This window comes from Mesorhizobium sp. NFR06 (genome assembly GCF_900115245.1).
GTDB lineage: Bacteria > Pseudomonadota > Alphaproteobacteria > Rhizobiales > Rhizobiaceae > Mesorhizobium.
On the sequence record NZ_FOVT01000004.1, the window covers coordinates 154,497 to 176,901 of the forward strand.

Annotated in this window: 19 protein-coding genes; 7 read left to right on the plus strand and 12 right to left on the minus strand. The window is 65.0% G+C overall.

Annotated features, from left to right (window positions below; translation table 11 throughout):
- Positions 1–43: 43 nt before the first annotated feature.
- The 3 genes from purH to F3H96_RS09660 all read right to left on the minus strand — a co-directional run bounded on the left by purH (position 44) and on the right by F3H96_RS09660 (position 4,466).
- Complete coding sequence (gene purH, locus F3H96_RS09650) at positions 44–1,660, minus strand: bifunctional phosphoribosylaminoimidazolecarboxamide formyltransferase/IMP cyclohydrolase (protein WP_149791711.1); 1,617 nt, start codon at positions 1,658–1,660, stop codon at positions 44–46.
- 96 nt (positions 1,661–1,756) lie between these two features.
- Positions 1,757–3,481, minus strand: coding sequence for a heparinase II/III family protein (locus F3H96_RS09655; RefSeq protein WP_149791712.1), 1,725 nt, complete (start codon positions 3,479–3,481; stop codon positions 1,757–1,759).
- Between the two features lie 160 nt (positions 3,482–3,641).
- On the minus strand, positions 3,642–4,466 hold the full coding sequence (locus F3H96_RS09660) for an AraC family transcriptional regulator (RefSeq protein ID WP_149791713.1): 825 nt from the start codon (positions 4,464–4,466) through the stop codon (positions 3,642–3,644).
- Between the two features lie 123 nt (positions 4,467–4,589).
- Here F3H96_RS09660 and F3H96_RS09665 point away from each other — a divergent pair, with 123 nt between their 5' ends.
- A complete protein-coding gene (locus F3H96_RS09665) occupies positions 4,590–5,495 on the plus strand; it encodes a phytanoyl-CoA dioxygenase family protein (RefSeq protein WP_244619949.1) in 906 nt (301 codons plus the stop codon).
- A 260-nt stretch (positions 5,496–5,755) separates the two neighbouring features.
- Here the strand turns inward: F3H96_RS09665 and F3H96_RS09670 are convergent, their stop codons facing one another.
- Both F3H96_RS09670 and htpX read right to left on the minus strand, forming a co-directional pair.
- On the minus strand, positions 5,756–7,135 hold the full coding sequence (locus F3H96_RS09670; RefSeq protein ID WP_244619950.1) for an RsmB/NOP family class I SAM-dependent RNA methyltransferase: 1,380 nt from the start codon (positions 7,133–7,135) through the stop codon (positions 5,756–5,758).
- Entirely contained in the window at positions 7,132–8,166 is a 1,035-nt protein-coding gene (gene htpX / locus F3H96_RS09675; protein WP_149791716.1) for a zinc metalloprotease HtpX, read from the minus strand. Before htpX ends, F3H96_RS09670 begins: the two co-directional genes overlap by 4 nt.
- A gap of 113 nt (positions 8,167–8,279) precedes the next feature.
- Here htpX and F3H96_RS09680 point away from each other — a divergent pair, with 113 nt between their 5' ends.
- Positions 8,280–8,492, plus strand: a complete 213-nt coding sequence (locus tag F3H96_RS09680; RefSeq protein WP_149791717.1) for a DUF1674 domain-containing protein — start codon at positions 8,280–8,282, stop codon at positions 8,490–8,492.
- Positions 8,493–8,728: 236 nt separating this feature from the next.
- On the opposite strand, the gene F3H96_RS09685 is transcribed toward F3H96_RS09680, so the two are convergent.
- Positions 8,729–9,394: an HAD-IA family hydrolase gene (locus F3H96_RS09685; RefSeq protein WP_149791718.1), complete on the minus strand. Its 666-nt coding sequence runs from the start codon at positions 9,392–9,394 to the stop codon at positions 8,729–8,731.
- Positions 9,395–9,564: 170 nt separating this feature from the next.
- On the opposite strand from F3H96_RS09685, the gene F3H96_RS09690 reads away from it, so the two are divergent.
- The 3 genes from F3H96_RS09690 to F3H96_RS09700 all read left to right on the plus strand — a co-directional run bounded on the left by F3H96_RS09690 (position 9,565) and on the right by F3H96_RS09700 (position 13,801).
- Complete coding sequence (locus F3H96_RS09690; RefSeq protein WP_149791719.1) at positions 9,565–10,434, plus strand: transglutaminase family protein; 870 nt, start codon at positions 9,565–9,567, stop codon at positions 10,432–10,434.
- A 321-nt stretch (positions 10,435–10,755) separates the two neighbouring features.
- On the plus strand, positions 10,756–12,117 hold the full coding sequence (locus F3H96_RS09695) for a pilus assembly protein (protein ID WP_149791720.1): 1,362 nt from the start codon (positions 10,756–10,758) through the stop codon (positions 12,115–12,117).
- 415 nt (positions 12,118–12,532) lie between these two features.
- Complete coding sequence (locus F3H96_RS09700) at positions 12,533–13,801, plus strand: cyclopropane-fatty-acyl-phospholipid synthase family protein (RefSeq protein ID WP_149791721.1); 1,269 nt, start codon at positions 12,533–12,535, stop codon at positions 13,799–13,801.
- Positions 13,802–13,803: 2 nt separating this feature from the next.
- Here F3H96_RS09700 and F3H96_RS09705 read toward each other — a convergent pair whose 3' ends face one another.
- Together F3H96_RS09705 and acs are read right to left on the minus strand one after the other, a co-directional pair.
- Positions 13,804–14,553 (minus strand): MOSC domain-containing protein, encoded by a 750-nt coding sequence (locus F3H96_RS09705; RefSeq protein WP_149791722.1) that lies wholly within the window; start codon positions 14,551–14,553, stop codon positions 13,804–13,806.
- Complete coding sequence (acs, locus tag F3H96_RS09710; protein WP_149791723.1) at positions 14,553–16,508, minus strand: acetate--CoA ligase; 1,956 nt, start codon at positions 16,506–16,508, stop codon at positions 14,553–14,555. The genes F3H96_RS09705 and acs overlap by 1 nt, the downstream gene beginning before the upstream one ends.
- 304 nt (positions 16,509–16,812) lie before the next feature.
- Between acs and F3H96_RS09715 the strand changes: the two genes are divergently transcribed.
- Positions 16,813–17,085 carry an usg protein gene (locus F3H96_RS09715; RefSeq protein WP_149791724.1) on the plus strand — a complete coding sequence of 91 codons (273 nt, stop codon included), beginning with the start codon at positions 16,813–16,815 and terminating at the stop codon, positions 17,083–17,085.
- Between the two features lie 275 nt (positions 17,086–17,360).
- Here F3H96_RS09715 and F3H96_RS09720 read toward each other — a convergent pair whose 3' ends face one another.
- Together F3H96_RS09720 and F3H96_RS09725 are read right to left on the minus strand one after the other, a co-directional pair.
- Positions 17,361–18,395: an aldo/keto reductase gene (locus F3H96_RS09720; protein ID WP_149791725.1), complete on the minus strand. Its 1,035-nt coding sequence runs from the start codon at positions 18,393–18,395 to the stop codon at positions 17,361–17,363.
- 39 nt (positions 18,396–18,434) lie between these two features.
- Complete coding sequence (locus F3H96_RS09725; RefSeq protein ID WP_149791726.1) at positions 18,435–19,622, minus strand: MFS transporter; 1,188 nt, start codon at positions 19,620–19,622, stop codon at positions 18,435–18,437.
- A 122-nt stretch (positions 19,623–19,744) separates the two neighbouring features.
- Between F3H96_RS09725 and F3H96_RS09730 the strand changes: the two genes are divergently transcribed.
- Positions 19,745–20,650, plus strand: coding sequence for a LysR family transcriptional regulator (locus F3H96_RS09730; protein ID WP_149791727.1), 906 nt, complete (start codon positions 19,745–19,747; stop codon positions 20,648–20,650).
- Between the two features lie 65 nt (positions 20,651–20,715).
- On the opposite strand, the gene F3H96_RS09735 is transcribed toward F3H96_RS09730, so the two are convergent.
- Together F3H96_RS09735 and F3H96_RS09740 are read right to left on the minus strand one after the other, a co-directional pair.
- Entirely contained in the window at positions 20,716–21,765 is a 1,050-nt protein-coding gene (locus F3H96_RS09735; protein ID WP_149791728.1) for an aldo/keto reductase, read from the minus strand.
- A gap of 140 nt (positions 21,766–21,905) precedes the next feature.
- A complete protein-coding gene (locus F3H96_RS09740) occupies positions 21,906–22,310 on the minus strand; it encodes a hypothetical protein (RefSeq protein ID WP_149791729.1) in 405 nt (134 codons plus the stop codon).
- Positions 22,311–22,405 lie beyond the last annotated feature (95 nt).

Sequence of the window (22,405 nt, forward strand, 5' to 3'; positions counted from 1 at the left end):
GCGACATTCGCTTCTCCCACAAGGGGAGAAGGAAAAGAGGCGCTCAATGCCGGAAGTGCCGCACGCCGGTGAACACCATGGCGATGCCATGCTCGTCGGCGGCGGCGATAACGTCGTCATCGCGCATCGAGCCGCCGGGCTGGATGACGGCCGTGGCGCCGGCCTCGATCGCCGACAGCAGGCCGTCGGCGAAAGGGAAGAAGGCGTCTGAGGCAACCACCGAGCCCTCGGTCAGGGGTTCGGCCAATCCAGCGGCTTCCGCGGCATCCAGCGCCTTGCGGGCGGCGATGCGCGAGGAATCGACGCGGCTCATCTGGCCGGCGCCGATGCCGACCGTCGCGCCGTCCTTCGCATAGACGATTGCGTTCGACTTGACGTGCTTGGCGACGCGGAAGGCGAATTTGAGGTCGGCCATCTCGGACGGCGTCGGCGCGCGCTTCGTCACCACCTTCAATTCGAGGTCGTCGACGACCGCATTGTCGCGGCTTTGCACCAGCATCCCGCCGGCGACGGATTTCACCATTGTGCCGCCGGCGCGCGGGTCGGGCAGGCCGCCGGTGACCAGCAGACGCAGGTTCTTCTTGGCAGCGACGATCGCGGCGGCCTCGTCGGTGGTGTCGGGCGCGATGATGACCTCGGTGAAGGTCTTCACGATTTCTTCCGCCGCCTCGGCGTCGAGAATGCGGTTCATGGCGACGATGCCGCCGAAGGCCGAGACAGGATCGCAGGCGAGCGCCCTGGCATAGGCCGCCTTCAGCGAGGAGCCTTCGGCGACGCCGCAGGGATTGGCGTGCTTGATGATGGCGATCGCCGCCGAGCGGGCGGGATCGAACTCGCCGACCAGCTCGAAGGCGGCGTCGGTGTCGTTGATGTTGTTGTAGGAAAGCTGCTTGCCCTGCAGCTGCCTGGCGGTCGCAACACCCGGCCGCCTGTCGCCCGACAGGTAGAAGCCGGCGCCCTGATGCGGGTTCTCGCCATAGCGCATCACCTGATCGAGGCGGCCGCCGAAAGCGCGCCAAGTCGGATGCTCGATCTCCAGCGCTTCGGCGAACCAGCCGGAAATCGCCGCGTCATAGGTGGCGGTGCGGGCAAAGGCCTTGGCTGCCAGCTTCTTGCGGAAGTCGAGCGACAGCGAGCCGAGGTTCATCTCCAGGGCGTTGACGACGGAAGCGTAGTCGGCCGGATCGGTGACGATGGCGACGTAGGCGTGGTTCTTGGCCGAGGCGCGAATCATCGCCGGCCCGCCGATGTCGATATTCTCGACGATCGAGGCATAGCCGGCGCCGGAGCGGCGGACATCCTCGAACGGGTAGAGGTTGGAGACGACGAGGTCGATCGGCTCGATGTGATGGTCGCGCATGGCCTTGGCGTGGTCGGCATCGTCGCGGATGCCGAGCAGCGCGCCATGCACCGAAGGATGCAAGGTCTTCACTCGGCCGTCCATGATCTCGGGAAAGCCGGTGAGTTCGGAGACATCGCGCACCGCAAGGCCGGCCTCGGCGATGGCCTTTGCCGTGCCGCCCGTCGAAACCAGCTCGACGCCGGCGGCGGCGAGCGCCTTGGCGAAATCGACCAAGCCGGTCTTGTCGAAGACGGAAAGCAGAGCCCGGCGCACCGGAACGAGGTCGGGCGCGGGAATGTTCTTGGTTGGCACGGCCATGGGCGGGCGGCCTTTCAAAGCTGTTGGAAGGGACCTTGGCCGGCCCTAGCATATGAGCCCCGGAAATCAAGCGCGGAGCTGGTATGCCGGATAGGTTCAGTTGTTTTCGGGATAGCCGGCGATATCGGTACGCGTCAGCTGCCAGTGCACCTCGGCAACTTCCGAGGCCTTGAAGGCGAGAACGATCTGCCGGCTGCGTCGCGGGCCGCCAAGTCCGGCGAAATAGATCGATTCCTCGACCTCAGGCACCACTTCGGCGCAGGTGAAAACCCAGGTGTCGCCTTGCGCGGCCGCCAGCGTCAGGCGGTCGTGATCGTCCTGCAGCAGGCTGATGTCGGGGTGGACGTGGAAGCGCACCGTGACGAAGTCACGGCCATTGTTGCGGAACGCCGCATTGCCCGGGCGCAGGAAACGGTCGCGGCCGGCGAGCACGTTGCCGTTGGTGGTCAGCTTCAGCTCACGCTCATGCAGGAAGCCGAATTGCGGGACATAGCCGTCGTGGCGGGCGACGAAGCCGTGCACGCCCTTCTGATCGAGGCGCTTGCAAGGCACATGCTGCGGGCCGCCGATCAGCGGCGAGCCCAGCAGGTCGCTGACGCGCAGCGAGTGGCTGAAGCGCGCCGACGACGTATCGTTGACGGTGGCGGTCGAATGCGCGGCGGTGGCGCGCGCCAATGGCCGGAACTCCGGGGCGCCGTAAGTGTCGATGCCGGCATTGACGATGAAGTGCTGACGCCCGGAGGAGAGCTCGAAGGCGAGGCAGCTGGCATGCGCGGCGTTGGAGACGTCGACCGGCGGCGGCAGGCCCGTATCGGCGATCACCGTCACGCCGCCCATCGACAGGCGCTCATAGCCGGAATGCGGCGCGTGCAGCAGCGGCGCGCCCGCAGTGTCGTCGTGGCGCATGATGGTGGCGATGCGGTCATGGATGGTGGCGCCCATGCCGTTGAAGCGGGCAAGGCTGCCGTCCTGGTGGCGGAAGAAGCGCAGCGCCGGCAACATACGATCGATGGCGCCGATCAATGCCGGCGGCGGCGCCTCGGCCTGGTTGGCATAGGTCTGGCGCAGCGGCAGAAGGTCGGCCAGCAGTTCCAGCACCGCCATCGGGTTGCGCGATATGTGGCCGCCGTCGGGCAGGATCTGGTGCTCCAGCTCTTCGGCCAGGTTGCGCGTCGCGGCGCGCAGCGCCGAGGCCGGCGCCGGCAAGGACAGCGCGGCGAAGGCGAGCGCGACGCGGGCGCGCAGCCTGGCCTCGCCATCCGGCATCTCACGCGCCATCGAGCGGAGATAGCGGATTTGCACCGCCAGCGATTTGAGGAAGGCGCGATAGAAGGGGAATTCGGCGCCTTGCAGCACCACCGAGGAATGTTGCAGCCAGGCGATCACCCGCTTGGCCGTCGTGCCCGGATCCCAGGCGACGCCGGAGATCTGGTTGCCGTGCATGGCGATCCAGTCGGTCACCAGCGCTCTCGCATTGGCGGCGGCGAGTTCGGTGCCGGTGGCGCGCATGTGGCGCAGCCAGCGGAAGCCATGCAGCGACTTCTGCCAGCCGCGATTGGGCACGTCGAGCTGAAACGGCGACTTGCCGCCGGTCTCGACCAGATGGCCGGAGAGAGGATAGCGGCCGTAATAGATCTCCAGCGCGATCTGCGGATCGGCGAGCCGCAAATCCGGTGGGGCGATCAGGACGCGTTCGGGCGTGCGGCCGGAATAGCGCCAGCGATAAACCGGGCCGGCGCGCAGGCGCCGGCGCGTCTTGCGCCAAAACTCCTTCGCGACGAGCGTCCATAGACGCGTCGTGCTGCCGGCAACAAGTGCCAAAACCCCTCCTGGTCCGTCCGCTACCCGAGCACAAGCTTATGCGATTCAAGAACTTATGCGAAGGCGGATTTCGCAGAAGTGAAAGAGTTCACGCCGCCGCAGCGGGGTCGTCCCTAAAAATTCATGGCTTTCCGGGGCATGCCGCCGGTAGTGCCGCGGCTCATGTCCTCCTGTGGCGGCGGCGGAACTCGCTCGGCGTACAATCTTCCCGGCTCCGAAAAAGCCGGGAAAAGTAGAAGGCATCGCGAAAGCCTACCGCCTCCGCCACCGCATCGACGGGCGAATCGGTCGCGGCCAGCAGTTGCTTGGCGTGGTCGAGCCGGATGCGCAACTGGAATGACTTTGGCGATTGGCCGGTGTGCAGCGCGAACCTGCGCCGCAACGTCGCCGGCGACATGCCAAACCTGGCGGCAAACGCGCTGAAATCGATCGGCTCGGCGGCGCGGTCGCGCAAGTCGTCGATGGCGTTGCGGAAGTCGGGATGGAAGTCGCCGCTGCTTCGGCCCGCTGCCTGGCGGGCGGCCTGCACGACCAGCCGATACAGGGTGGCGGCGGCCTCCGCCTGGCTGAGCGGCGTGTCGGGGGAAAGCTCGGCGTGGAGCCGGTCGAACAGAAGGCGCATGCCGCCGAGGTCGGACAAGGGAACGACCGGGGCCGGCTCGACGATGAGCCGCATGCGCGTGAAGTCTCGCGTCAGGGCGCCGGCGAAAAGCGCCCAGCGTTCGCTCCAGCCCGGACCGTCGGGTCCATAGGAATGGATCGTGTCCGGGAACAGCCAGAAAAGGCTAGGCGCGACGATCGCCTGCCTGCCGGCAGCCCTGGTTTCCAGCCAGCCATGGCCTTCTTCAACCAGGACAACGGCAAAATCCGGCAGCTTTCGCCTGATGATGGCCCGGCTGACACGATGCCGGCCTATTCCTCTTACCGACAGCCCGCCCATGGCGGCCGGCGGCGATCGATACAGCGCATAGGAAGATTCCGGCATGAGCGAAAAGTCCAGGTTGGAATTTCTGTCCATGGGAGGCACGGCGAGACTAAGTCATTGTCCGCGGCAATTGAAGAATGCCGGATGATTGAAATGTCGATATCTTCCTTCGGGAAAGCTTCGATGGATGATGTTTCCTCGGTTGCCTTGACGGCCAACGGCAAGGCGCTGTCCGCGGCACCGGACAGGCTGGGATATCTCTCGCCAACCGACCCCTCGGCCGGCGTCGAGACCATTCGCCGTCTCTATGCAACGCAAGGCTATGTCTGGCTGAAGGGTCTTTTGCCGCGCCGCGACGTGATCGATTTTCGCGGCTTCGCGCTTTCGCATCTTGCCGAAAGCGGGTTGCTGAAGCAGGGGACCGATCCTGCGCTCGGCGTTGCGTCATCCGGCGCGTTCGATCGCCAGCTCGCCGATCGCCGGCTGATGTCTTTGGTCCGCTCGAGCGCCTATGAAGGCTTTTGCGCACAGCCCCGTCTGTCCAGGCTGATGGACGCGTTTGTGGGTGGCCTGTCCTATCTGCACAAGCGAAAGATCATGCGCTTCACCATGCCCGGAACGGCGACCGCCACGCCGGCGCATTACGACCTCGTCTATCTGCGCGGCGGCACGAGCCGCGTGGTGACGGCATGGATCCCGATCGGCGATACCTCCCTCGACATGGGCGGGCTTATCTACCTGGAGGGATCGCACGCCGTCGGGGCCGAGATGGAGGCCCGGTTCAGCGAGGATAATGCGGGTCTCAGCCCGCAAGAGCGCATCAGCGCCTACAACCGCAACATGAGCGAAGGCGGCTGGGTGTCGAAGGACCTGCCCGCGATGGCCGAGCGGTTCGACAGGCGCTGGCTGGTGGCGGACTACGAGGCTGGCGACGTCGTACTGCACTCGCCCTTCATGATCCATGCTTCCACGACCAACCGGAGCGTCGATGGTCTCATCAGGCTGTCGACGGACATCCGCTACCAAAATGTCGATGACGAAATCGACGCCCGCTGGGCGAACCACTGGAGCCTCGACGACATGCTTTAGGCATGTCGATATTCAGGTGAGGCCGATCTGCAAATGGCGGCTTCCGGCGTGGGGCGCGGCATAGAAGCCCCTGACGTCGTCATCCTTGGGCGCAGCGACGCGAAGCGGAGCGCAGACCCAAGGATCCATTCCGTGACCTTCGCCGAAGGGCGCAGCGGAGCAGAATTCCACGGCGTCGCAACGCTTTGAAGTCACGGAATGGATTCTATGGTCTGCGCCGCGTCGCTTCGCTCCTTGCTCCGCCATAGAATGACGAGATCCTAGCTGCCAGCCCGCTTCATCCGCGCTGCGAAGAAGCCGTCAAGGCCGGAGATCGCGGGCGAGTCCAGCGCCATGTCGGCAGGCGTCGTGCGCAACGTGCCTTCTGGGGTCAGGAACGGACCGATGCTGGCGAATTCGCCAGGCCGGATCGGGTCAGCGGCCACGCCGGGCGTTTCTGCCAGGAAATTGCGATAGAGCTCCTCGCCTTCGATCGGGTCGAGCGAGCAGTTGGAAAAGACGATGCGGCCGCCAGGCCTGACGAGACCGACGGCCTGGGCAAGCATCCGGTGCTGGAGGGCGGCGAGCTTTTCGACATCGGCCATGGTCTTGGTCCACGGCACGTCGGGATGGCGGCGCACCGTGCCGGTCGAGGAGCAGGGCGCATCGAGCAGCACGGCGTCAAAGAGTTGCGAAGGCTTGTAGTCGAGCAGATCGGTCTGGACCAGTTCGGCCGTCAGGCCGAGGCGGTCGAGATTCTGCTTGAGCCGCGCCAGCCGGCTCTTCGACGGGTCGATAGCGGTGACGTTGGCGCCGGCCAGGATAAGCTGCGCCGTCTTGCCGCCGGGCGCGGCGCAAAGGTCGGCGACACGCTGGCCCCTGACGTCGCCGAACAGGCGCGCGGGCAGGCTCGCGGCTGCGTCCTGCACCCACCAGGCGCCCTCAGCAAAACCCGGCAGGTCGGTGACGTTGGCCGAGAGCTTCTCGACGCGCACCGTGCCGGTCGGCAGCACGATGCCGCCCAGCTTCCCTGCCCAGAGCGCCTGGTCGGATTTGACCGTGAAATCGACCGGCGCCTCGTGGCGATGCGCGGCAAGGATGGCGCGCGCCTTGTCGGCTCCGTAGGCAGCGGTCAGCCGCCCGGAAAACCATGGTGGCGCCTCGCTGGTGGCGGCTAGCGCCGGCGCTAGCTCGGCGTCCTTGGCGCGGGCAAGCGACCGCAGCACGCCGTTGACGAGACCGGAGAAGCGCACGGTGCGCGGATCGGATTTGGCGTGGGTGACGGCAAGGTCGACGGCGGCGCTGTCGGGAACGTCGAGAAACAGGATCTGCGCGGCGGCGACGTGCAGGATGTGCGAGAGCGCGGTGGCATTGGGCGGCAGCGGCTTTTCCAGCCGCCTGGCCAGCAGCCCGGCAATGGTCATGCGATGGCGCAGCGCCGTGACCAGGATGGCGCGCACCAAAGCGCGATCGCGGCCGTCGAGCGCCTTGTATTGCGGATGGCCATGCTCGTTGTCGGTCAGCCCGTCCAACGGCGTGCGGGCATCGATGACGGCGGCAAGCAGCCGAGCCGTCGCCTTGCGCGCGGCAAGGCCGGCGACGTTCTCGTCGCTGGCCCTATCCCGCGCATTGGCTGAGTGCTCGCGCCTCGGCGGCGTCACGACCAGGGACCCCTCGACCGGACATTGCGCGGTCCGGTCGGGTTGCGGCCCCAGGGATTAGGCTTTGGTGGCGCCCGCTCGGCTTCTTGGGCCGGGTCTGCCGGCTTACCCCACGGCCCTGCCGATGGCTCCTCTGGCTGGATGGGGGGCGAAGAAGCCTCGCGCCGATTGGCCGGCGATGCGCCGCCCATCTCGCGCGCCATATCCTGCAGCGCCGCGATGCGGTTCTCGGTGCTCGGATGGGTCGAGAACAGGTTGTCCATGCGCTCGCCGGAGAGCGGGTTGATGATGAAGAGATGCGCCATCGCCGGATTGCGCTCGGCGTCCGGGTTGGGGATGCGCTCGGCGCCTCGTGCGATCTTGTCCAGCGCCGAAGCCAGCCACAGCGGGTTGCCGCAGATTTCGGCGCCGCGCCGGTCGGCTTCGTATTCGCGGGTGCGGCTCACCGCCATCTGCACGATCATGGCGGCGAAGGGCGCGACCAGCATGGCCACCAGCACGCCGACGAAGCCGAACGGGTTGTTGTTGTCGCGGCTGCTGCCGAAAAAGAAAGCGAAATTGCCTAGCATCGAGATGGCGCCGGCAAGCGTCGCGACGATCGTCATGGTCAGCGTGTCGCGATGCTGCACATGGGCAAGCTCGTGCGCCATCACCGCCGCGACCTCCTCGTGGGAGAGCCGCTCGAGCAAGCCGGTGGAGGCGGCAACGGCGGCGTTCTCGGGGTTACGGCCGGTGGCGAAGGCGTTGGGCTGCGGGCTGTCGATCAGATAGGTCCTGGGCATCGGCAAGCCGGCCCGCTTCGCCAATGCCTGGACGATCGCATAATATTCGGGCGCGTTCTTTTCGTCGACCTCGACGGCGCGGTTCATCGACAGCACCATCTTGTCGGCGTTCCAGTAGCTGAACAGATTGGTGCCGGCGGCGATCAAAAGCGCGATTATCATGCCGCCCGAGCCGCCGATCAGATAGCCGACGGCCATGAACAGCGCCGTCATAGCGGCAAGAAGCATGGCGGTGCGAAGCGTGTTCATCGTTTCATCCGTCTGACTTGGTGTCGGAGGGGGCGAATAGGGGTCGATCCTGCTGGCATCATGGCTATATGATGGGAAAGGCCGTTCTTCGTTTCAATCGGCTGGAGTATCGCATGACCGAAGAGCCAGGCAAAACCGAAGCCTCCGCCGAGCCGAAAAAAGTGCTGCCGTCAGCGGCGCAGCGGGCATTGGCCGAGGCCGAAGCGCGGCGCAAGCTCTATCGCGAGGCGGAGGCCGCGGCGCAGAAAGAAATCGGCGGCCGCGGCGGCAAGGAGCCCGGGCGTTACGGCGACTGGGAGGTGAAAGGGCTGACCAGCGATTTTTGACGAGAGCCGGTTCTTGATCGGCGGTCACGCAGATTGCATGCGTTGGCGATTGGCCGAACGCCCATCGCTTCGTCATCGTCGGGTCTGCGCTCCGCTGCGCGTCGCTCCGCCCGTGGATGACGAAGTTCGTAGGCTTCGGCCAATCTCGAAGGTTTGGCTGATTCGGCGAAACGAAAGGTGAAAATCTCGCCTGCCGACAAGCCTGCAATCCGTCAAATCCCTGTATGTACGAGGGACTAGGCCGCAGCCCGTGTCGGCGACAAAGCGATGAAACCGGTATCGTCCGTCGCAATGGCGACTTCGTCATAAGACCGGATTGTCGGGTGCGGCGTGACGAGCGGATGGATGTGCGTGGCGCTGATCACCATCACCGACGCGCCGGATGCCTCGCCGGCCGCGATGCCCGCTGGCGCATCCTCGAAGACGAGGCAATCGCGGGCCTCGACGCCGAGACGTTTTGCGGCCAAAAGGAAGCAGTCCGGCGCCGGCTTGCCGCGGGTGACGTCTTCCGCCGTCACCATCATGGCGGGAACCGGAATGCCGGCCGCCTTGATGCGCAGCAGCGCCAGTTCGCGCGGCGCCGAGGTGACGATCGCCCAGCGCTGCGGCGGCAGCGATTGCAAAAACGCAACGGCGCCGGGAATCGGGCCGATGCCTTCAAGGTCCTCGGCTTCGGCCTTGAGCAGCAAATCCGCCTCCACCACCGGATCGATGCCCGGAAGCTTCAGCGCGGCAATCGTCTCGATCGCGCGCTTACCGTGGATCGTCGGCAGGAAGGCCGTCACATCGAGGCCCTGCCGGGTTGCCCATGTCGTCCATACCCGCTCCGCCGCGGCGATGGAGTTGAGCACCGTGCCGTCCATGTCGAACAGGAAGGCGGCGAATCTTGAGCCTGCAAACATCGGGTGTCCTGGAGAATGGTTTTCGGGGAGGGCGAAACGCGACCCCAGTTTAGACCGGCCGGCACCTCCTGAGAAGGCGAGATGGCCGGCAATTCGGCACGCCGCTGGAACCACCGCCGTTTCGAGGCGTTGAACAGCCAGTCTTCCAAAATCACCAAAGGGGGAACGCGATGCTGATCCGGGTCGGCTATGAGATCGCCATTGAATGCGCGGCGGCGACGCCGATCATCTCGCTTCTCGACATTCATCCCGACCGACATGCCGACATCGCGCGGCAGACGCGGGTTCTCACCTCGCCTTCGGTGCCGACCAGGACCTATCGCGACCGCCACGGCAATATCTGTCGCCGCTTCACCGCGCCCGCCGGGAGCTTCCGCATCCTTTACGATGCGGCAATCGAGGACAGCGGCGAGACCGATACGGTCAACGTGCTGGCGCGCGAAACGCCTGTTGCGGACCTGCCGGACGAGGTGCTGGTCTATCTGCTCGGCAGCCGCTACTGCGAGACGGATCACCTCAGCGACGTCGCCTGGCAGCTTTTCGGCCACCTTCCCGCCGGCTGGGCGCGTGTCCAGGCGATCGTCGACTACGTCAACGGCCGGCTCTCCTTCGGCTACGGTTATGCCCGCGCGACCCGCACGGCCGCCCAGGCGCATGAGGAGCGGGTGGGCGTCTGCCGCGATTTCGCGCATCTGGCGATCGCGCTGTGCCGATGCATGAACATTCCGGCGCGCTACGTGAACGGCTATCTCGGCGACATTGGCGTGCCGGCCGATCCGGCGCCGATGGACTTCTCTGCCTGGATAGAAGTTCTGCTCGACGGCAAATGGTACACGTTCGATCCGCGCCATAACCGGCCGCGCATCGGCCGGGTCGTCATCGCGCGCGGCCGCGACGCCACCGACGTGCCGCTGCTGCACAGTTTCGGTCCGCACCGGCTCACCCTGTTCAAGGTCTGGACCTACGAGCAGGAAGGCAATCGCTTCAATCCTCCGCACCATGGCATCGACCGGACGGTCAGCGCGCAGATGCTGGCCTAGGGTCTATTGCTGGATCTCAAGAGCCCCCGGGCGGCTGTCTGCTTCATCACGGCCGCCGACCCGCTTCGGCACAGCCGGATTGTGCCGAAGAGGGAACGGCCACGATAGCCGTCAAGGACATGGTAAGCGCTTCATGAACGTCTGACTTGCCAGCGCATTTTCGTTTACTTCCCGTTCACCCTCAGATTATCCGAAAGCCAGCAAAAACAACGGATTAACCGCCCGTTAAGCATCTCTCGGCGGCTGCCCGCCGCCTCTGGCCACATTCCTGCAACGCCTTATCCGAGCGGCACGAGGCCGGAGGCAGTGGGGGCGGAAGGTATGCGGTGGTTCAGAGGTGTCGTTCGTGGGGTGGACGGCTTTGTCCGGAATCGCGAAGGCAACTTCGCGGTCCTGTTCGGGGCTGCCGCATCGGTCCTCGCGCTGGGGGTGGGATTCGCGGTCAATATCTCGCAGCTCTACAATGCGAGGTCGAGCCTGCAGGGCGTCGTCGACGCCGCCGTGACCTCGACGGCCCGCGATCTCACCCTCGGCGTCATCGAGGAGGCCGATGCCAACAAAATGGTCCAGGTGTTCCTCGAGGCCAACAGTACCGCCGGGATTCTGCAAGCCGATCAGATCGTTCTTGACAAGCTTACCGTCGACAGGTCGGCCAAAACCGTGCAGGCGGATGCACATGTCGATGTCGGCCTTTATTTCCCGCTGTTCAGCACCAGCAGCATGCGACGCGTGACCGCCTCGACCACTGCGCTTTATTCCGACAAGACGGTCGAGGTGGCGATGATGCTCGACGTCACCGGTTCGATGGCAGGCCAGAAGATAAAGGACCTGCGGACTGCGGCGGGCAACGCGGTCGATTCGTTCCTCACCGGCCAGAACGCCTCCAACCCGCGGGTGCGGGTGGCGATCGTGCCTTATGCCAATTCGGTCAATGCAGGCTCGCTTGCCGCAAGCACCGTGTTCGTCGAGACCAAGGCCAGCGAGCGCAAGCAGGCGCCGGGCAATGACGACCCGAAATATGTCTCGGCATCGACGCGGCCGGACAACTGCGCCACCGAGCGCAAGGGCGCCTACCAATATTCCGATGCCGGCCCGAATGTCAGCATGGTCAACCGGGACCTCTATTTGTCCGACTTTGCCAGGTCGAGCCACACACGAGCCTGCCCCGTCGCAACAATACAGCCGCTGACCACAGATGCGTCAGCTCTGAACAATGTCATCAAGGACCTTGAGGCCTCCGGCGGCACCGCAGGCCATATCGGCGTGCAATGGGCATGGTACATGCTTTCGGAAAACTGGGGCAGCGTCATGAAGGCCTCGCAGCGGCCGGCCAAAATGGATCCCAAGAAGGTGGCGAAATACGTGATCCTGATGACCGACGGCGAATTCAACCTGTCCTATTTCGACGCCAACGATCCGAATCAGGTCTATGACAATGCCGGCAAGGTACAGACGCGGACCGCGGCAACGACGCTCTGCGCGGCAATGCGCGACAACGGCATAGAGATCTTCACCATCGGCTTTGCCCTCACCGAGAAGAACGCCAAGTCGACGCTGCAGTCTTGGGCCAGTCCCGATACAGGCAACAGCAGGCATTTCTACCAGGCGGCCAACGGCACCGAGCTCGACAAGGCCTTCCAGGATATCGTGCTCACCATCGACAACCTCACGGTGACCAGGTAGCGGTCGCCGACTGAAAGCCGACACCAAAAAGGAAAAGGCCGCCGCTTCTTCACGAAGCCGGCGGCCTTCCGTGTTTCCGTCCATGACGCGGCTCCTGGCGGCAGCCCTTCGGGCTACCTGCCGCGCGTCTCGCGCCTTAACGGGAAGACTGCTTCCCGGAAGTGCAATCCGCTGAGCTCACGTTCTGGAAAACGAAATCACTCGACATCGGATCACCTCCTTTCGGTTTGTTGAACACTGCCTCATGATGGGGTGGCGATCCGCAAATGACAAGATGCCGTTGCGGAATGGCCGGACGGGAGATGGGAAATCCGCCGCCGCGGTGCTTTTTCGCAACAGAATTGGGATTGCGGTCCGCGGGCCGATTGGACGACAGTGTCGTCCTGGAGCGGATTCGATGCATCGGGAGGTGGGAATGAACGCCGCCGACAGGGCCGCCCGGATCGTGCGGACGATCATCGAGACGCTGCAGCCGGGTTTCGCGGTCAAGCTGTGGACCGGCGAGCGTATCGGTCCCGCCAACGGCCCGGTGCTTACCATCAACGATCAGGACATCGTCTGGCAGCTGGTGCGCCGTCCGACCTTCTCGACGCTGGTCGAGATGTGGATTTCCAAGACCGTCGACATCGAGGACGGGACGCTGTTCGACTTCTACGCGCTGCCCTCGCAGGGCAAGCTCAGGACGAAGCTCAAATCCTTGCCGAAACTGGCGATCCTGCGCGACCTGCCGGCGGTGCTGTTGTCGCGAAAACAGATGACGGCGCGCAGCGACCTTTCCGGTCGCAACCCTTATGTCAGCGGTTCGAGCCAGGAAGCGATCCAGCATCACTACGACATATCGAACGCCTTCTACCGCCTCTTCCTCGACGAGCGCATGGTCTATAGCTGCGGCTACTTCAAGGATTTCGCCAATGGCATCGACCAGGCGCAATTCGACAAGCTCGACCACATCTGCCGCAAGCTCAGGCTGAAGCCCGGCGAAAGGCTGCTCGACATCGGCTGCGGCTGGGGCGCGATGCTCATCCATGCGGCGAAGAACTACGGTGTCGTCGGCCACGGCGTGTCGCTGTCGCAAGCTCAGACCGAGCTCGCCCGCGAGCGCATTCGCGCCGAGGGGCTGCAGGACCGCATCACCATCGAGATAAAGTCCTATGCCGAACTCTCCGGCTCCTTCGACAAGATCTCGTCGATCGGCATGTTCGAGCATCTGGGGCTCGCCAACCACGCGGCCTATTTTTCGGCCGTCCACCGCCTGCTGAAGCCCGGCGGCATCTATTTGCACCATGCCATCACCAGGCGCAGCAAGGGCGACGCCAGGAAGACCTTGCGCAAGGGACCGGAGTACAAAGCGCTGATCAAATACATCTTTCCCGGCGGCGAGCTCGACACGATCGGCATGACGCTGGGCAATCTCGAGGCGCACGGCTTCCTGGTCTATGACGTCGAGAATCTGCGCGAGCACTACGGGCGCACCTGTCGGCTGTGGGCCGAGCGTCTGCACGCGCGTTTCGACGAGGCGATCGCCGAGGTGGGCGAGGCCAAGGCGCGGCTGTGGCTGCTCTATCTCACGGGCTGCTCGATCACCTTCGAGCGCGCGTCGGCGCAGATTTTCCAGACTGTCGCCACCAAACGCGCGCGCGGCCCGAGCGGCCTGCCGCTGACCCGGGCGGATCTGTATCGATAGCCCTAAACGAAGCGCATCGGCGCGCCGATCCCGACGCGCGCCGGCCGGTCGACGGTGCAGTAGACGCCGAGATTGTGGGCGTTGTGGCGCACCAGATTGCGCAGGATGCCGGGATCGGTGTCGAAGCCGTCCTGGGCGATGATGGTGAAGCCGCAGCGGCGGCAGGGTTCGGAGACGGTGAGCAGCAGATCGCCGACCGCGAGTTTCCTGCCGATCCATTCCGTCTCCGGAAAGGCGCCTTCGACGGGGTCCATGTCGACGACGATGTTGGGCCGGAAGCGGCGCGGATCGGGCGCACCCCCGGGATGCAGCGCCTTCAACCTGGCCAGCGAGGCGGTGGTGAGCAGATGGATGGGCGCCTTGGCGTAGCGGGCCTCGGTCAGCGGGCCGGCATAGAAAGGCGCCGCGATCTCAGCGCCGAAAGGTCGGATCGAGGCCTCGAAGCCGAGAAAGGCGGATACGGCGCGGTCGCTTCGAGGATCGGGCGCCGGCAGCCAGCCGCCGCCGGGCACGGCCACTTCGAGCCGCCGCTCCTCGGTGAGCCTGGTGCGGATCAGCGGCACCTTGTGCCATTTGGCTTCGCGATCGGGTCTGGCGATCTCGCCGCTGGCGGTATCGACAAGCCCAAACAGCCGGTCGCCGTCGACGGTTTTCAGGCCGACGGAGATGGCGTCAAGACGCTCGCCGGCGAGCGAGCTCGCCGGATAGCGCCAGAGCTGGCTGACGGCGCCGAGGATTGCCTCGCCGGCCATCAGCCTTTCTTGTTCTGCCGGTTGGCGACGAGGTCGTCGACGACTGCCGGATCGGCGAGGGTCGAGGTGTCGCCGAGCGCCGAGAAATCGTCCTCGGCGATCTTGCGCAGGATGCGCCGCATGATCTTGCCCGAGCGGGTCTTCGGCAGGCCCGGCGCGAACTGGATCTTGTCGGGCGTGGCGATGGCGCCGATCTCCTTGCGCACATGGGCGATCAGCTCCTTGCGCAGGTCCTCGCTCGGCTCCTCTCCCTTCATCAAGGTGACGTAGCTGTAGATGCCCTGGCCCTTGATGTCGTGCGGGTAGCCGACGACGGCGGCCTCCGAGACCTTGTCATGGCTGACCAGCGCCGATTCCACCTCCGCCGTGCCCATGCGGTGGCCGGAAACGTTGATGACGTCGTCGACCCGGCCAGTGATCCAGTAGTAGCCGTCGGCGTCGCGGCGACAGCCGTCGCCGGTGAAGTACCTGCCCTTGTAGGTCGAGAAATAGGTCTGCACGAAGCGATCGTGGTCGCCATAGACGGTGCGCATCTGGCCGGGCCAGGAATCGGTAATGCAGAGATTGCCGTCGGCCGCCCCTTCCAGCACCTTGCCTTCGCCGTCGACCAGCTGCGGCTTGACGCCGAAGAAGGGTCGCGTCGCCGAGCCCGCCTTGAGGTCGGTGGCGCCCGGCAGCGGCGTGATGAGGATGCCGCCGGTCTCGGTCTGCCACCAGGTGTCGACGATCGGCACCTTGGCGTTGCCGATGACGTTGAAATACCACTCCCAGGCTTCCGGATTGATCGGCTCGCCGACAGTGCCCAGCACGCGCAGCGACTTGCGCGAGGTCTTCTTCACGTGGCTGTCGCCGGCGCCCATCAGGGCGCGCAGCGCCGTCGGCGCGGTGTAGAAGATGTTGACCTTGTGCTTGTCGATGACTTGCCAGAAGCGCGACTGCGAAGGATAGTTCGGCACGCCTTCGAACATCAGCGTGGTGGCGCCGTTGGCCAGCGGCCCGTAGACGATGTAGCTGTGGCCGGTGACCCAGCCGACATCGGCGGTGCACCAGTAGATGTCGCCGTCATGATAGTCGAAAACATATTGGTGCGTCATCGAGACATAGACGAGATAGCCGGCGGTGGTGTGCAGCACGCCCTTCGGCTTGCCGGTCGAGCCCGAGGTGTAGAGGATGAACAGCGGGTCTTCCGCCTTCATCTTCTCCGGCTTGCAGTCGGCCTTAACGGTCGCCGCCTCGTCGTGGTACCAGACGTCGCGTCCCGGCACCCAGCCGGTCTTGCCGCCGGTGCGGCGCACGACCACGACCGTCTCGACCCTGGTGCCGGCCTTGGCGGCTATGTCGACCGCCTTGTCGGTGTTGTCCTTGAGCGGGATGGGCTTGCCGCCGCGCAGACCCTCGTCGGCGGTGATGACGATGGTCGACTTGCAGTCGTCGATGCGGCCGGCCAGCGCGTCGGGCGAAAAGCCGCCGAAGACGACCGAGTGGATGGCGCCGATGCGCGTGCAGGCAAGCATCGCATAGGCCGTCTCCGGGATCATCGGCATGTAGATGGTGACGCGGTCGCCCTTCTTGACGCCGTGCTTCTTCAGCACATTGGCGAAGCGGCAGACATGGGCGTAGAGCTCGTTATAGGTGATCCTGCGATCGTCGTAGGGGTTGTCGCCTTCCCAGATGATGGCGGTCTGGTCGCCGCGTTTCTTCAAGTGCCGGTCGATGCAGTTGTAGGAGACGTTGGTCTGACCGTCCTCGAACCACTTGATCGAAACCTTGCCGTCGAAGGAGGTGTTCTTGACCTTGCTGAAGGGCTTGAACCAGTCGATGCGCTTGCCGTGCTTGGCCCAGAACTTGTCCGGGTTCTTCACGCTATCGGCATACCATTTGAGATAGGTGTCGTTGTCGATCAACGCGTTTTTCTTCCACGCCGGCTGGACGCGGTGGACATGGACCTCGGACATTCCTTGCTTTCCTCCCAAACCGTTCCGCCGGCTTGACGACCGGCGGTATCGCGGCGAAGCGGCCGCGAATTCGCCGGCATTATTAACAGTTCCGCCGCGACGGCAACATTAGACGTTGGATTCGCGTGGCGGGATGACGCAGGGCAGGAGCGAAATGCTGTCAGCACTCGCGGCTTGTCGCTGCTAACCAACTGTTTTGGCGGCGAAAATTCCGACTGCGCCAGCAGAAATCAATAGACAGTTAAGCAACCCGGGCGCAGAATCCACGTTGGGAGGAAAGGAGAACCGACCAGGGAACAGGGAAATGCGCGACAATTCCGAAATGGACCTGATGCTCCGGGGCTATGGGCTGACCACTGCCAAGATTCTCTACCACTTCCCCGACCACCCGCATCTCTTGCAAAGCTATATCTGGCAGGACTACGACATCGCACCGAAGTTTCCGGTGCTGATCCGCTTCATCGAGTTCTGGAAGACGAAACTCGACGGACCGCTGCATTCGGTGACGTATACGCATCAGAAGCTGATTGCGCCGAACGAGTGGCGGAAGGTGGATGGGGAGTTTCTGGTGCATTGAGGCGTCGCAGAGGTTCTCTGGACGTCGAATGTTTGGCGGAAGCGTCCATCAATTCGTCATCCTCGGGTCTTCGCGACGCCGCTTCGCGGCTGCTTCGCCCGTGGATGACGAAGGTCGGAGGGCTGCGGCCAATCGCAAACGTTCACGCTCGCCCTCCGGTTGCGACATAAAGCGCGTCGCGCTGAAGCGGAATCAGGCGACGCGCTTTTAAGTCTTTGTTTTGATGCATGTCGTCATCCCAGAACCGCTGCACACTTCTGGGCGACATGCATTAGTCACACCGCCGGCGGGTTCAGCTGGGCAAAGCCTTCCTGGCGGCGATAAGGGAAATATGGGTAGGGCGCTGTGACCTCGCTCGCCTCATCGAGCGCCTTGATCTGCCCGGGCGTCAGTGCCCAGCCAACGGCGCCGAGGTTCTGGCGCAACTGCTCCTCGTTGCGCGCGCCGATGATGACCGACGACACGGTCGGCCGCTGCAAGAGCCAGTTGATGGCGACCTGCGGCACGGTCTTCCTGGTCTCGTCAGCGACCGCTTCCAGTGCGTCGACCACATTGAAAAGATGCTCGTCCTCGACCGGCGGGCCGAAGTCGGCGGTGCCGTGCAGCCGGCTCTTTTCCGGCAAGGGCTGTCCACGGCGGATCTTGCCGGTCAGCCGGCCCCAGCCGAGCGGGCTCCACACCAGGGCGCCGACGCCCTGGTCGAGACCGAGCGGCATCAGCTCCCATTCATAGTCGCGGCCGACCAGCGAATAATAGACCTGATGCGCGACGTAGCGCGAATAGCCATGCCTTTCGGCCAGGCCGAGCGACTTCATCACCTGCCAGCCGGAGAAGTTGGAGACGCCGACATAGCGCAGCTTGCCCGAGCGCACGAGGTCGTCCAGCGTCGACAGCACCTCTTCGATCGGCGTCGAGGCGTCGAAGGCATGAAGCTGCAAGAGGTCGATATAGTCGGTGCCGAGGCGCTTCAGCGCCGCATCGACGGAGCGGATCAGCCGCGATCGGGACGAACCCCAGTCGGCCGGGCCGTCGCCCATCGGCAGCGCGGTCTTGGTCGATATCAGCACGGCGTCGCGGCGGCCCTTGATCGCCTCGCCGAGCACCTCCTCCGACGCGCCGTTCGAATAGACATCCGCCGTGTCGAAGAGATTGACGCCCGCTTCCAGGCAGATGTCGACGAGGCGGCGCGCCTCCCTGGCGTCGCTGTTGCCCCAGTGACCGAACAGCGGGCCGGAGCCGCCGAAGGTTCCGGCGCCGAAGGAAAGCGCGGGCACCTTCAGGCCGGACGCGCCAAGACGTCTATATTCCATGATTTTCTCCTTGGGATGTCGAAGGCGGAATTCGGCCGATCAGCACTGCGCCGTGACCGGCTTGCCGATCGCGCGGCCGCGTTCGAGACGCAGCGCCGTCAGCACCACGCCGAGCGCGGCCAGCGGCACCAGGCCGGCGACGAGCGTGACCGCGCCGAGGCCCGGGCCGTGGTCGATGACGAAGCCGCCGAGCCATGCGCCGATGGCGTTGCCGAGATTGAAGGCGGCGATGTTGAACGAGGAGGCGAGGCCCTGGCCGGCGCCTTCGGCCTTATCCAGCACCCACATCTGCAGCGGCGCGACGGTGGCAAAGGCAGCAGCACCCAGCAGGCCGACGGCGATGATGGCGGCGGTCGGCTGATGGATCGCCGCGGTCATGACGAACAACACCGCCGACAGCGCGACCAGCGTGCCGACGACCGTCGGCACCAGATGCCGGTCGGCGAGGCGTCCGCCAAGCAGGTTGCCCGCGACCAACCCGCCGCCGAAGACAAGCAGGATCGGCGACACTGCTGCCTCGGAAAAGCCGGTGACGCGGGTGAGGATCGGCGCCAGATAGGTGAAAGCGGCAAAAACGCCGACCCAACTCAGCACCGTGGTCAAAAGGCCGAGCAGCACAGGGCCGCGGCCGAGCACGGCGAGCGTGCCTTCCGAACTCGCCTCCTCGTCCGCCGCGGCCGGCTCGTCGCGCGGCACCAGCAGCGCGATCACGACAAAGGCGATGGCGCCGACCAGCGTGACGGCAAGGAAGGCCGAGCGCCAGCCATAGGTCTGGCCGAGCCAGGTGCCGAAGGGCACGCCGAGGATGTTGGCGACGGTGAGGCCGGTGAACATCAGGGCGATGGCCGACGCCTTTCTGTTGGGAGCGACGAGGCTGGTGGCGACAACCGAGCCGACGCCGAAGAAGGAGGCATGGGCGAAAGCGGTGAGCACGCGCGCCGCCATCAGCGTCCAATAGTCGGGCGCCAGCGCACAGGCGAGGTTGCCGATGGTGAACACGACCATCAAGGCAAGCAGCAATGTCTTGCGCGGCAGGCGGCTGGTCAAGGCTCCGAGCAGCGGCGCGCCGGCGACGACGCCCAGCGCATAAGCGGAAATGAGCAAGCCCGCGCCCGAGATCGAGACGCCGAGATCGGCGCTGACGTCGAGCAGCAGGCCCATGATGACGAATTCGGTGACGCCGATGCCGAAGGCGCCGGCGGTAAGGGCATAAAGTGCAAGAGGCATGGCGATGGTTCCATTCGATCTGAAGGGCGCCCCAGTCCCGCGCCCCGGCCTGAAAAATCGTGATCCGGCGAGCTGTGAACCAGCCTTGCATCGGGCATATTTTCTGTGAAATAGATTCACGAATGGCGAGGCCCGAAATCAACCGCTCCGGCGAGATCGAAGTGTTCGTCCGCGTCGTCGAGGCGGGCAGCTTCTCGGCCGCGGCTCGGGCGTTGCGCATGACGCCGTCGGCGGTAAGCAAGCTGATCGCGCGGCTGGAGACGCGGCTTGGCGCGCGGCTGATCAGCCGCTCGACACGCCGGCTGCAGCTGACACCGGAAGGCGCGGCCTTCCACGACAGCGGCATGCGCATCCTCGCCGACCTCGACGCGGCCGAGCGTGAGGCCGCGGCGGGCGCGGCGCCGCGCGGCAGGCTCAGGGTCAACAGCTACGTGCCGTTCGGCCAGCACCGGCTGATGCCGCTGCTGCCGCGTTTCCTGGAGCGCTACCCGGAAATCTCCGTCGAGGCGGTGCTGACCGACAGCGTCATCGACCTGATGGAGGAGCGCGCCGACGTTGCGATCCGCGCCGGCCCGCTGCGCGAGTCGCGGCTGGTGGCCCGCAAGCTCGGCCAGAGCCGGATGGTGGTGGTGGCGTCCCCCGCCTATCTCGAAGAACGCGGCACGCCGCGGACGCCGGCCGATCTGACCAGTCACAACCTGCTCGCCTTCGGCTTCGTGCGGCATATCGACGGCATGCCTTTTGTCGATGCGACAGGCGCGCCGGTCATGGTTCCGATTGCCGGCAACGCGACGGTCAGCGACGGCGAAGCGATGCGGCTGACGACACTGGCGGGTGCAGGCGTCGCAAGGCTGGCGCGCTGGCACGTCGAGCCTGACATCGCCGCCGGGCGACTCGTGCAACTGCTGGAGGACTTCAACCCGGGCGACGAGGAGCCGACGCATGCCGTCTATGTCGGCCAGGGCAAGCATTTGCCGGCGCGCGTCAGGGCCTTCCTCGACTTTCTTGCGGAGGCCGTTCGTCTTTGAAAAAGGAAAAGCCGCGTCTCCAAGGACACGCGGCTTCCGAAAAGTCAGCCTATTCCGAAGACGGATTACGCCTTCGGCACGAACGGTGCCGGCCGCCGACCGGCGCCCTGCCGCTCCAGCATCCAGCCGGGATATTCGGCAGGCAGCGCGCTCACTTCATCGAGCTTGGCGAGGTCGTCGGCATCGAGCTTCAAACCGGTCGCGGCGAGGTTCTGCTCGAGCTGGTCCATGCGGCTGGCGCCGATGATGACGCTCATCACGAAAGGCTTGGCCAGCACGTAGCCCAGCGCCACCGTGGCGACACTGACAGCGTGCTTGCTGGCGACCTCGCGCATGACGGCAACCGCCGCCCAGGCGCGATCCTCGTTCACCGGCGGGAAGTTGAAGGAGGCGCGGCGGCCTTCGCCATTGCCGGGGGCGCCGGGACCGTATTTGCCTGAGAGCAGCCCGCCCGCCATCGGCGACCAGACCATGAGCCCGAGCTTCTCTTCATTGATGAGCGGCACGATCTCGCGTTCGAGATCGCGACCGGCGATCGAGTAATAGGACTGAATGGTCTCGAAGCGGGCAAGGCCCTTGCGCTCCGCGATGCCCAGCGCCTTGGCGATGCGCCAGGCCTGCCAGTTGGAGACGCCGATATAGCGCACCTTGCCGCTGGTGACGAGATCGTCGAGGGCCCGCAGCGTCTCGTCGATCGGCGTCACCGTATCGGTGCCGTGCAACTGGTAGAGGTCGATATGGTCGAGCTGCAGCCGCTTGAGGCTGCCGTCGACCGAATCCATGATGTGGCCGCGCGAGGAGCCGCGTTCGTTCGGACCATTGCCCATGGCGCCATGCACCTTGGTGGCGATGATGACGTCCGAGCGCTTGATGCCGAGATCCTTGAGCGACTGTCCCAGCAACTGCTCCGACTGGCCGAAGGAATAGACGTCCGCCGTGTCGAAGAAATTGACGCCGGCGGCAATCGAACGGGCGACGATCTCATTCACCCCCTTCTGGTCGAGGCTGGCGATGAGGCCCCATTGGGCGTTCTCGCCGGCGGCGCCGAAGGTCATGGTGCCAAGGCAGAGTTCCGAGACGAAGAGGCCGGTGTTACCGAGTTGGTTGTAGCGCATGGTGGGATTCCCCAAAGAGATTTGAACGACATCAGGCAAATAGGAACGGCCCGTTTCGTTTCAAGCGCTGCGAAGCACTGTTGGCGGCTTTGGCAGGGGCTGGTAACGGGATCGTGACAACGTGGCTGTGGCCGGATCAGTCAATTTTCAACGATTGCGAGGATGGCAAATGCCGTCATGCCGAAGGCGACGGCCGCCAGCGGCAGCAGAATTTCGATCGTTGCCGTGCTGGCCTTCACCGGACGGTCGCCGGTGTCGAATTCGCCGGCCATCCAATCGGCGAAAGCCGCGGTTTTGAAGGAATTGCCGACCCGATGCCGGCGCCAGACGCAACTGGCGATGGCCGGCAGCGCCACCGACATCATGATGAATCCGGTCACGATGAAAAGCAGGTAGTCGGCATAGCCGCTGCCTGCGAAGCCGACCCAGGCAGACAACGCATAGCAGGCCGCGAGCCCCGCCATGGCGAAATAAACCCAGCCATGCAGCTTGCGTGAAACCGGCCGGCCGCTTGTGGTCCGACGATCTTGGCGTGTGGCAGTCATTGGAACCTCCTTTGACTTGAAAGGAGCCACTCGCTCTTTACTTCACTCGCAGCTAGTGAAGTGATTCAGCGCGACAATGCGGTGGTATGACGCGT